Source organism: Chakrabartyella piscis (assembly GCA_030067835.1).
GTDB lineage: Bacteria > Bacillota > Clostridia > Lachnospirales > Anaerotignaceae > Chakrabartyella > Chakrabartyella piscis.
This window is the reverse complement of the sequence record CP092441.1, coordinates 948,796-960,834: the sequence shown is the minus strand read 5'-3', so window position 1 is coordinate 960,834 and position 12,039 is coordinate 948,796. Positions and strand designations below refer to the sequence as shown.

9 protein-coding genes are annotated in these 12,039 nt (G+C 38.1%); 2 read left to right on the top strand and 7 right to left on the bottom strand.

Features of this window, described 5'->3' with window-relative positions; all coding sequences use genetic code 11:
* Window positions 1-34 precede the first annotated feature (34 nt).
* From MJY40_RS04185 to MJY40_RS04175, 3 genes are read right to left on the bottom strand one after another with little or no spacing between them, the layout of a single operon-like run.
* Window positions 35-1,207 (bottom strand): electron transfer flavoprotein subunit alpha, encoded by a 1,173-nt coding sequence (locus tag MJY40_RS04185; RefSeq protein ID WP_317855794.1) that lies wholly within the window; start codon window positions 1,205-1,207, stop codon window positions 35-37.
* Window position 1,208: 1 nt separating this feature from the next.
* Window positions 1,209-1,988, bottom strand: coding sequence for an electron transfer flavoprotein subunit beta/FixA family protein (locus tag MJY40_RS04180; RefSeq protein ID WP_317855793.1), 780 nt, complete (start codon window positions 1,986-1,988; stop codon window positions 1,209-1,211).
* A complete protein-coding gene (locus MJY40_RS04175) occupies window positions 1,985-3,559 on the bottom strand; it encodes an FAD-binding oxidoreductase (RefSeq protein ID WP_317855792.1) in 1,575 nt (524 codons plus the stop codon). The genes MJY40_RS04180 and MJY40_RS04175 overlap by 4 nt, the downstream gene beginning before the upstream one ends.
* Window positions 3,560-3,861: 302 nt before the next feature.
* On the opposite strand from MJY40_RS04175, the gene MJY40_RS04170 reads away from it, so the two are divergent.
* The gene (locus MJY40_RS04170; RefSeq protein WP_317855791.1) at window positions 3,862-4,686 is read left to right on the top strand and encodes an AraC family transcriptional regulator; all 825 of its coding nucleotides are present in this window, start codon (window positions 3,862-3,864) and stop codon (window positions 4,684-4,686) included.
* A gap of 686 nt (window positions 4,687-5,372) precedes the next feature.
* On the opposite strand, the gene MJY40_RS04165 is transcribed toward MJY40_RS04170, so the two are convergent.
* From MJY40_RS04165 to MJY40_RS04150, 4 genes are all read right to left on the bottom strand, one after another.
* Entirely contained in the window at window positions 5,373-7,136 is a 1,764-nt protein-coding gene (locus MJY40_RS04165; protein WP_317855790.1) for an ABC transporter ATP-binding protein, read from the bottom strand.
* Between the two features lie 17 nt (window positions 7,137-7,153).
* A complete protein-coding gene (locus MJY40_RS04160) occupies window positions 7,154-7,963 on the bottom strand; it encodes an energy-coupling factor transporter transmembrane component T family protein (protein ID WP_317855789.1) in 810 nt (269 codons plus the stop codon).
* A 137-nt stretch (window positions 7,964-8,100) separates the two neighbouring features.
* Entirely contained in the window at window positions 8,101-8,667 is a 567-nt protein-coding gene (locus tag MJY40_RS04155) for a hypothetical protein (RefSeq protein WP_317855788.1), read from the bottom strand.
* A 61-nt stretch (window positions 8,668-8,728) separates the two neighbouring features.
* Window positions 8,729-9,748, bottom strand: a complete 1,020-nt coding sequence (locus MJY40_RS04150) for an NAD/NADP octopine/nopaline dehydrogenase family protein (RefSeq protein ID WP_317855787.1) — start codon at window positions 9,746-9,748, stop codon at window positions 8,729-8,731.
* Between the two features lie 782 nt (window positions 9,749-10,530).
* On the opposite strand from MJY40_RS04150, the gene MJY40_RS04145 reads away from it, so the two are divergent.
* On the top strand, window positions 10,531-11,865 hold the full coding sequence (locus tag MJY40_RS04145) for a D-serine ammonia-lyase (RefSeq protein WP_317855786.1): 1,335 nt from the start codon (window positions 10,531-10,533) through the stop codon (window positions 11,863-11,865).
* Window positions 11,866-12,039: the final 174 nt, after the last annotated feature.

Genomic DNA, 12,039 nt, shown 5'->3' with positions numbered 1-12,039 from the left:
ACAGTATTCATTTCAAGTGTTTCATTTCACAGGCTTAGTCTTTGGTGTATTCTTTCAAAAATGCCACACAATCCCCAACCACCTTATAATGGCTGATACCAAAGATTGGTGCTGTATCATCTGCATTGACTGCAATGATTTTCTCTGCTCTTGTGATGCCAGCCAAATGCTGAATTGCACCACTGACACCAAGACTAATCAACAACTTGGGTGCCACTGTGCAACCTGTTTGCCCCACTTGTTTTGGATATTCTGCGTATCCCATATCCACCAAAGGTCTGGAAACTGCCACCTGTGCACCAATTTTTTCTGCAAATGTATGCACCAATTTCATATTTTTCTTAGCACCAATACCACGTCCTACCACCACCAAAAATTCTGCATCTGTAATGGAATTGGTTTTGGGTGCAAATGATGTTTCTAAGATGATTCGTTTTGCTTCTGGCAATTGATTTTGATAGGAAACCTTTTGGATGGTTCCGCTTCTGGTTCTATCGTATTCCATTTTTGCCATAACACCAGCTCTGACCGTTGACATTTGTGGTCTTTTTGCTAGACATACAATGGTTGCCATAATATTGCCACCAAATGCTGGTCTGGTTTGTCTCAAAAGCCCTGTATCCCCATCAATTTCCAAAACAGTACAATCTGCTGTTAGACCTGTTTTTGCCTGTGCTGCCACTCGTGGTGCCAAAGAACGTCCTACACCTGTTGCACCAAATAAGAAGATTTCTGGTTTTTCCTTTTCCACCAAATCATCTAGGATATGGGCACAGGATTCTTCTGCATAGATACCGATTCCCTTGTCATTGCACACAATGAGCTTGTCTGCTCCATAGGAAATCAAGTCTTCTGCAAATAGCAATGCATTTTCATCCAAAACCACAGCCACCAAATGACAACCTTTTTCATCTGCCAATTTTCTACCAATACCCAAAAGTTCCAATGACACTTCTGCAATTCGATTTTGATTGATTTCTACAAATACCCATAAATTTTTATATGCATCCATTTCAGTATTGATTTTTTCTTCTTTTTCTATGGTGATTGCTCCAAATGGACAGGATTTCACACAAATACCACACAAAATGCAATTGTCATTGACTTCTGCCAATCTTCCACGCATATGCAGTGCGTCGCTGCCGCAACTTCTGGTGCAAATGGTACACCCTCTACAAAGTTCTTTGTTGATGATCAATTGTGGCATATCATTTCACCTCCTGTCTGATGGTTGCAATGGATTTACAAATTTCTGCAATGCTACCAGTCAATTCCACACAATCCACCTTGTTTTCTGGAATAAAGGTTTGCACCACTTCTGTTGGAGAACCATTCAGACCTGTTCTAGTTTCATCTGCACCCAGTTCTGGCGCTGTGTAAATTGTAATTTCCTTTTGTAAGCTATCCCCAATGGATTGAATAGAAGGCAATCTGGGTTTTTGGATTTCCTTCACCACAGTAATCAATGCCGGATAGGGCAATGTGATCACTTGTGTACCACCATCAATGCCACGTTTCACTGTAATTTTTGTTTCATCCACTTCCAAAATCTCAATGACATCTGTTGCATAGGGAATCCCCAATGTTTGTGCAAGCTCTGGTCCAATTTGAGCTGTATCCCCATCCACTGCCATTTTGCCACAAAGTATCAAATCGAAGTCGCCTATTTTGTCTACACCCAAACTTAAGGTATAGCTGGTTGCCAAGGTATCTGCACCTGCAAATGCACAATCACTCAAAAGAACTGCTTCGTCACATCCACGACTGATGCCATCTCTGAGAAGCTCTGCTGTTTCCAAAATCCCCATAGAAAGAGCTGTAATGCTTCCACCAAGTTTTTCTCTGATTTGCACAGCTTGCTCCAATGCAGAAGCATCAAAAGGATTGATAACCGATGCTTTACCATCACGAATGATGGTTTTGGTCACAGGATGCAAGCGAACTTCATTGGAAGATGGCACTTGTTTCATACATACGATGGTTTTCACTTTGCCACCTCCTCTACATCAAATAAATTTCCAATATTCAACAAACCACTTGGGTCTAGGCTTTGTTTCAATGCTCGCATTTCCTCTATGCCTTCTTTGCCATACATAATTTCCAAGAAATTGGCTTTGATTTTACCAACACCATGTTCCGCAGACACAGCTCCACCCATAGCAGATGTTTCCTTTGCCCAATGTTTGAACAATTCTTTTCCTTTGTAGAAATCTTCTGCATTTTTTGGCAATACATTGACATGCAAATGGTTGTCGCCAATGTGCCCCCAGATTGCATATTCCAAGTTTTCTGCTTCCAATGTGGTTTGATACAAGTCAACTACTGCTTGCAAAGAATCATTTGGCACAGACATATCAGAACCTAGTTTTGTGATGATCGGTTCTACTTTTTTTCTAGCATCAATGATCATATTGGAACATTCTGGCACTGCATGTCTAAAGAATTGCAAAGTTTTTAAGTCCCCATCATTTCTAGCAACCCATGTGTGTTCTGGATTGTTGCCCGTTGCCTTCATTTTTGCACCAATGCGAAACATGGTTTCTTGTGCCAATTCTTTGGTATCTGTATGAATTTCACAATAGACACAAGCCACATATGCTTCTGGAATTTCTGGTAATTGTTTGAATGCAGTACCGCTTTTCTTTTGGATCCGCAAAATCTCCAATGCATTTGGGTCAAAGTATTCCAAAGCAGCAATATTTTCTTTTTCTTTACGCACAGCAATGACAAAATCCAAAGCCAATTTTTCAGATGCAAAGAAACAGCTGACACCCCAAATTTCCTGTGGCAATGGTGATGTGACAATGGTGATGTGTGTCACAATGCCCAATGTACCATCTGCACCAATGAACAAATCCACTGCATCCATATTATCTTCCACAAAATAACCAGATGCATTTTTTGTAGTTGGCATTTTATATTTTGGCAAGTCCAATTTGATTTGTTTGCCACTTTCTGTGACCAATTCCAAAACTCTATCTTTTGCAAAATTTTGTCCACGTTTCAAATGTAAGAGTTCTCCATCCGCCAAAACCACACGCAAACCGTCAATATGATTGCGTACAGAACCATAAGAAAAACTTCTGGCACCTGAAGCATTGCAGCTGACCATACCACCAATGGAACAAGTGGTTTCTGTTGGATCTGGTGGATAAAACTGCATGGGTGCATCCAAAAACTCATGGAATGCAGCAATGGATTCTTGGCTCCAACCAGTGGTATCCATCTTTTTGGTTCCAATTTTTTGATTCAATGCAATAAGACTGTGACCCGCTTCCACACCAAATAAAAAGCGACCATTTTCCACAGTACACCCTGTGATGCCATTCATTTTGCTGAAATTCATTGCATGACCTGTTTTGGGCACTGCACCTGCTGCAACACCAGTTCTTGCACCTTGGATGGTGATGGTTTCTTGGTTTTGGTACAAATGCTTTACGATTTCCACAACTTCTTTTTCTGATGTTGGAAAGGAAATGGTATTGGCATTCCCTGTGGTTCTGGATTCATCTTTGAGATATTCCTGATATTCTTCTGAAATGGGATGTATGTATTTCATGGGTTCCTCCTGTTTCTATATTTCTGCAATTTATATGGTGGCAAGAGCAGAGGTCATCATTTTGCAAGCAAAATCACACTACATGTGACCGCCACTTCTTTGGCGGTGAGCCCTTGCCCTACAGTTATTTGTTGTAATTTCTAGAGCTATTCATTAGATTTGTGGTGATTGATAGGATACACCTATCTATTCTCGTACATATTACAATATCATATTTTTTCTTGCAAATGTTGAACAATATTCTGCAAAAGTTTGCATATATTCAGATTTTTTGATAAACTGATACCAAAAGGAGGTATCTTATGAAAGAATTTTTTGATATGCAATTGCATATAGATTATGCTTGGAGAATGGAGCAATTCCATTTTCATGATTGTTATGAAATGACCATTGTTTTGGAAGGAACTGGTGAAATGAGTGTTGGATCTCAAACATATGCCATACAGAGGGGTACTGTTTTTTTGTTGAGTAATGGTGAAATCCATCGCAGTCAAGTGGAAGATGCCACTTTATACCAAAGATACGTCATCAAATTTTCAGAAGAATATATTTCTGGACTTTCCACCAACCAAACCAATTTGCTGAAGATGTTTTCTTTGGAAACACCTTGTATTGTGCTAGATGATGATGCATTGCAACCACTTTTGGATTTGTGTGCTTTTGCAATGGAGAAAAATGATGCTTTTGGAAGTGATTTGTTGCGACAAAATGCCTTTATAGAATTGGCAATCACCTTGAATACCTTGGCTGATGCATCTCAAAAAGGAGAGCCTCATCACACCAAACAAATGCATCGTATCACACCCATAATGGACTATATTGCAACCCATGCCACAGAAGATATTACCTTAGATGACATTGCCACAGAATTTTTCATCACCAAGCAACACCTATGTTATATCTTTAAGAAAAACACTGGTCTTGGCATCAATCAATATCTCAACACACAAAGATTGATTTTGGCTTGTGTGTATTTACGTCAAGGTGTTGGTGTGCAGTTGGCTGGTGAGCAAGCTGGTTTTCGCAACAATTCCCATTTCATTCGTACTTTTAAGAAGTCTTTTGGTGTTTCACCCGGGAAATATTCTGCTGGATATAAGGATACGATTTTTTGCGTGGAAGTATAAATATGAATGAACAACAATTTGAAGAATCATGTAAGATTATTTATATTTTACGTGGTACCACAAAACACAAGTATACCACAATTGTAGGGCAGGGGCTTGCTCCTGCCGTCATAAATTGCCACAAAATATAAGTACGTTTTGTAGGGGAGGATATCATCCTCCAGTAAATTGCGTATGGTAATTTTAGGTTTTAATTTCTTCAAATGTTAGAGCCTTTTAGACCTTACTTTTCAACAGTGAAAAGTAACAAAAGCTGCCACTACTTCCGAAGCGTGGAGCACGGTTCAAGATGGGTCTAACCCGACCCCTCTTGAAAATTACCCCCATCAGTCGGTTGGTTCATGCATAAATTTCACTATTAGACCGTGAGTGACAAGCCACTCACATCTTAATTACTGGTTCAAAAAATCCAAATCAAGATTATTGTAGGGCAGGGGCTTGCTCCTGCCGTTGTATCATAAATTACCAATATACCATTGTAGGGGCGATTCACGAATCGACCGATGCTCTTTAAACGGGCGACCACTGGTCGCCCCTACAAAAGCCAAAAACCACAAAACATAAATATGCGATTGTAGGGTACAATGCCCTCATCGTACCGTCATACTACAGATTATAAGCATTTTATGAATTATAACATAAAAAAAGCCTGCCTCTTATTTGAGACAAGCTTTTGTGTGTTCCATTTATTTGCCAATGATTTGGTTTTGGAAGAAAGTCCAATCTGGAATATATGGCATGCCTGCATCCAACAATTTTGTGGATACTGTAGAGATGATGGTAGATTTCAATTTCAAATCTTCCAATTTTTCTACGTTGTTTTTGAAGATTTCATCTGGATTGTCATTCAAAACGATTCTACCAGCTTCCACAACAATGACACGAGTTGCATATTTTGCAACCACTTCCATATCGTGTGTAACCATGATGATGGTACCATTATGGAATGCAATCAGTTCTTGCATCAATTCCAAAATACCACGCAAATCACGTTCATCCAAACCAGTTGTAGGTTCATCCAACATAATGATTTTTGGATCTGAAACCAACATAGTTGCAACTGCCAATCTTTGACGTTGACCTCTGGAAAGTGAGAATGGATGTTCACCTTCTCTATCCTTCAAACCAACAATTTGCAATGCCTTTTCTGTCAATTCTTCAATTTTCACTGGATCAAAATCATTGTTTTTCAAACCAAATTCAATTTCTTCACGAACTGTATTACAGAACAATTGGTTGTCTGGGTTTTGGAATACATATCCAATATCCAAAATCAATTTTGAAATTTCTGTTTTACGTGTATCATGTCCATTGATGGTGATATCACCTGTAGATGGATGCAAAATACCCAACAAATTTTTCATGATTGTGGATTTGCCAGAACCATTGTGACCTACAATTGCCAAAAATTCACCTTTGAAAATATCGAAATTCACATCGTTCAAAATCATTTTATCAGATGTAGGATATTTGAAGTTCACACCTTTGACTTCTGCCACTTTTTCTGTGGTTTTGATGGTGTAATCTCTATATGTGATTTCTGGGAATGCAATTGCTCCACCCGTCAATGCTTCTCTTGTGAAGGCAATGACATCATCCATTTTTACAGGATATTTTTGTTTGCCATAGCTCAAACCTTTATCCATCAAATATTTTGCCAAACGGATATGATCTGGAATACGCACACCAATTTCATCCAAGTAGTCATAATTTTCATAGAAAACAGCTCCAGGTTCGCCATTGAGTACAACTTTACCTTCATGCATAACCATAACACGATCTGTAAATTCCATCAAATCTGTCAACTCATGTTCAATGACCAAGAAAGTCATTTTATTTTCTTCGCCATTTTCACCTTTGAGTCTCAGTTCATTTTTCAATTCAAACAAAATATCCATAACTTCTTGTTTGCTGATTGGATCCAAGTCTGTTGTTGGATCATCCAAAACAATGATACTAGGAAGAATTGCCAAGTTGGAAGCAATGCTTACCTTTTGTTTTTGACCACCAGAAAGGGAAAATGTCAAACGATTTACGATATCTGTGATACGCAATTTATCCATTGCATAATTCACACGTTCCACAATTTCATCATGGGAATATCCTTGACATTCTACACCCAAAGCAACCTCATCACACACACGAATGGAGAAGATTTGGTCTTCTGGATTTTGGAATACCATACCAATGTCACCACTCAAATTGTGAATTTCGGTTTCTGCTGTATTCACTCCATTGATTTCCACTTCACCATACATATCCCCTGAAGAAAGATGTGGTATGATTCCGTTTAGGCATTTTGCAAGTGTGGTTTTGCCTGAACCTGAAGATCCACACAACAACACAAATTCACCCATTTGGATATCAAAGCTTTGATCATCAACAGCTTTTGTTGCTGCATTCGGATATACATAGCTTAAATTTTTCACGTTTACTACTGTTTTGCTCACAATATTGACCACCTTTCTTATGCCTGAGTAACCATAGCATCCAAACCAAGACCCAAAACGAAACGTACGTAAACTGCTGCTACTACAATAACTACACATGCAATCAGCATCACATAATCAACTGTTTTCAAGGAAAATTCTTGGTAATATTCATTCCAAGCACGTTTTCCAAAGCCTTTGGATTCTACTGCAATTCCTGTTACACGACTTTTACGCAATGTATTGACCATCAAAGGCAATACCGCCAAACGAAAGGCTACAAAATTTTGTTTGAAACTACCATATTTCACACCACGAATGATTTGCGCTGTTTTGATATTTTGCATTTCTTCAAACACCAATGGGAACATTTTCAAAGCACCCATCATCATAAATGCAACGCTCAAAGGAATTTTCATAATCATCATGGCTTTTGCCAAGTTTGCTGGATCTGTGGTACAAATCAAAATCAAAGCTGCCAGAGACGGAATTGCTGCTCTAAATCCTAGCATCAACCCAGAATAGAACCCAATGTCTGTTGCTGTCAAAAACCCTATTTTGAATAAAACCTTTTGATCCACGTGATTGTAATTATAAAATGTTGCAAAAACCATTGTCACCAAAGAGAATATGATGATGGCAACCAGCAACGCTTTGATTGGTGCAACATCAATTTTTGCAGTAATCCATACAGGTGCAATAAGTGCTGCACAGATCAACAAATATTTGAAATCTGTGAAGAACAATGGTACTGTTGCAAAAACCAAAATGAACACCAATTTTGTTCTTGGGTCCAACTTATGAACCCATGTTGTTTTTTCGTAATCCACACTAAAATCTGAACCCAAGTTGTGCCTCCTAAACCGATATTTCTATCTTTATCTCCAATGACTATATCTGTTCTCAAATAAACAGTTCTACATCTAAAACAACAGGTGGCCACTCAGGACCACCCTACAGTTTATTGTGTATTGTTCTAAAACAATTAGTTGATCAAAGAACTTGCTTTGATACCGACTTTGCGTCCCAAGTATGTACCCAAGAATACCAAAACCAAAGCAAGACCAAATGCAGCATAGCTAAGACCCCATGGAATTGGAATGAAGTAGATGTAAATCAAGCTGAACCATACAAATACGAAGTAAAGAATGGTATAAATGAGTGCGAATACCAACAAATCTTTGTAGCTATGGTATACATCGTCTGGATTTTCGAAGGATGCACTTCTTTTTTTCATGTACATTTCTGGAATGAATGGCAACAAAACTACCAATACCCAGTATGCCCAATGTTCACCTTGCAAGAAGAAGTTGATTGCACACCAACCTACTGTGTAGTAGAATGCTGCACCACGTTTTTTAACAACTGCCATACAAGATACCAAACAGAAAGAACTGAACAAATGCATTGCAGAATGGTTGAATGGGAACACAACCCCAGCAGATTTGAATACAATCCACAATACACGTACCAATGCTGCGAAAACCACAACTGTGATCAAGTCTACAGCACTAAACTTTTTGCTACCGACACTTACTTTTTTTGCTTCCATGAAAACGCCTCCTTAATTTTTTGGGCAATACCCCTAGACCTAGTGGTGTCACCTAAACCCTTTATTGAAAATCTTCTCTTGCAAACGCAACGCCATCTTCCAAGATGCCATCACCCAACAAATCATTGAGTAACGCAACTACGTGATCGGTGTGCGGTGTTGCTACGCCATATATTTTACCAATTTTTGCAATTGGAGCAATACCATAAGGAACATCCTCTGTCAAAAATCTATGATCCACTGTTTTAGGACCTTTGGATTTCAAATAGGTCTCATTTTTGGTGAGTGCATCGAACAAATTATCATGTTTGATTGCCCAGAAACTATTGATTCCACTCAAAACATCTGTAATTTCACAACCCATTGCCTTTGCAACTGCAATACGTTCTCTATCCAATGCCAAAACCATTTTCACTGCCAATGGAGATACCCCATCCCCATAGAACAAGAAGTCTTGTTTTTGTTCCACTCTTGCCAAATTCAATAGAACAACTGGCACATGGATCACTGGGTTTGTACTGGAAATGGTTGTTTCAATGATGGAATTTGCTTTTTTGAATTGCGGGAAATATTCCTTTGTAAATGCAATCAATTCTTCTGTTTTATCACTATCTGTTGCACAAATGGTTGCCTCTGCTTTGATACTGAATTGAATCACACCTTGTGAATCAATAGAACCTACAAACAATTGCGCTGATGTTTCTGCAACAATCAAATTCTTTTTCTGAATATCATCACCCAAAACTTGTTTGAATTGCATTGCACCCCAATTGCTATTGAATACAATCACCTTTTGGTTTGGTTGCAATACAGGTTTCAAGCGTTCTGCAACTTCTTTGTGTGCATTTGCAACTGTCATAATGATGATCAATTCTGCTTCTGACACCGCCAAAGCCAAATCTGTTGTAGCAGGCACTTTGAAATTACCTGTAACAGAACCAGCTGAAGTGATACCATTTGCATTGATATGGTCTGCCTTTTCTTGGCTTCTTGTATTCAAAATTACATCTGCACCCTTATCTGCCAAATAAGCAGAAATGCCATGACCTGTGTTACCGGCACCGATTACACATATTTTCAAAATGGTTGCTCCTCTCTAAACTATTGCTTTATTTTTTCATCAAGAAATCATTTTCTACATAATCCTTCATTTTTCTTAATTTTTATGAGTATATAACAGGTTTTGTCCGCTGTCAAGGTGTGCAATTTGTAGAAAATAGCCATTTTGTTTCATCAAACGAAACTTTATCTTCCACCATCTTATTTTTGTCTTTTTATCATGGACATTTATTTCCAAAAACACTTTTCATACAATTTACAAGCTTTATTTTCCTTCGAATTATCAGCATTTTCCAATGTATATTTTATAAATTATGCGTTCTTCTTGTTTTTCATACAAAACATTTGTCTTTTCTATAAGGACACTTATTTTTCAAAAAATTTTCTTGTTTTTTACATATTTTTTTATCTTTTTGAGTCTTTTTCTTGTTTTTTTTTGAAAACAGCTCTCTATCGTTACCATCTTATCTTTCTTTTCGTTTGCATGTTTTTATGTCAAACCACTTTCAAAATAAATCCAAATATTTTTCTTTCTATTTTTGTTCATGACCATCACACAAAATCTGGTTCTTTGTCCATGTATTGTTGGCGGTAGAAAGACACCCCTCTTGTGTCAAATGCACAAAAAATTTATTTTATGATTATGATGCATTGTCCATATAGGAAAGCATTTTTATCCATTTTGTATCATATTTTTCCTCTAAGATTTCTACAATTTCGTTTATTTACAGCAATCTATTGCTATGATATGATAGACAGACGAAGTATCATTGCAATTGATTATTACATATTAAGGAGAATTTTATGAGTAAAATTGATTTCAACACAATTCCAGAAGGAATCCTATTGCAAGAAGTTGCAAATGCCAAAGAAGTAAACTGGGTCAATTCACACATGACAGATGCCAAGTCTGGTCTTTCTGGTGTATCCCTTACAATGGCAGATATTGAAGATGCCGAAAGACGTTTGGAACGCTTTGCTTCCTATATCCAAGTGGTATTTCCAGAAACAAAAGAAAACAATGGTTTGATTGAATCTCCACTGACATACATCCCCATTATGCAAGGTTGTTTGGAAGGTAATTATGATACCGAAATTATGGGCAAATTGTATTTGAAACAAGACAGTCACCTTGCAATTTCTGGTTCCATCAAAGCACGTGGTGGTATTTATGAAGTTTTGAAGCAAGCAGAAACCTTGGCAATTGCTAATGGTTTGTTGCAAGAAACAGATGACTATGCTATTTTGGCAGAAGATCGTTTCAAAGAATTTTTCTCTGGTTATAAAATCCAAGTGGGTTCCACTGGTAACCTTGGTCTCAGCATTGGTATCATGAGTGCTTGTCTTGGTTTTGAAGTCATTGTTCATATGTCAGCAGATGCAAAGCAATGGAAAAAGGATTTGTTGCGTCAAAAAGGTGCAACTGTTGTGGAATATGATGATGATTATAGCAAAGCAGTCAAAGAAGGTCGTGATTCATCTGATGCTGACCCAAAAAGCCACTTTGTGGATGATGAAAATTCTGTTACCTTGTTCCTTGGATATGCTGTTGCTGCGAAGCGTTTGCAAAAACAATTTGTGGAACAAAACATTGTTATTGACGAAACACATCCACTCTTTGTCTACATTCCATGTGGTGTGGGTGGTGCTCCTGGTGGTGTGACCTTTGGTTTGAAACAAGTCTTTGGTGACAACGTACATATCTTCTTCATTGAGCCTACACAAGCACCTTGTATGTTGGTTGGTATGGCTTCTGAAATGAATCACGAAGTATCTGTACAAGATTTTGGTTTGACTGGACAAACAGAAGCAGATGGACTTGCTGTTGGACGTGCTTCTGGCTTTGTTGGTGGTGTGATGAAACCATTGCTTTCTGGTATTTGTACATTGGAAGACAAACATCTTTATGATTTGATGCGTGATATTGTTGCAACACAAAATATCTTCTTGGAACCATCTGCTTGTGCTTCCTTCTGGGGTCCTGTCCAATTGGGCAAATGTCAACCTTATTTGGATTATGTACGCAACCACAACCTTGGTAATGTTATGGAAAATGCAATTCACATTCCTTGGGCAACTGGTGGCAATTTGGTGCCTGAAGAAACCAGAAAAGAATATATGGTGAAACATTTGAACTAAAACCTTGGGACACTGTCCCAAACCCTATAATCCTTTGAAAAGGATTAACCCAAACTTTATTCAAAAAGATTTATATACTATTAGTATCCCTTTTCAAGATAAGTGTATCTATGAAAATTATCTATCACGGGCCGCCACATAGGGCGGCCCCTACGATGTGCACTCCACAAAATG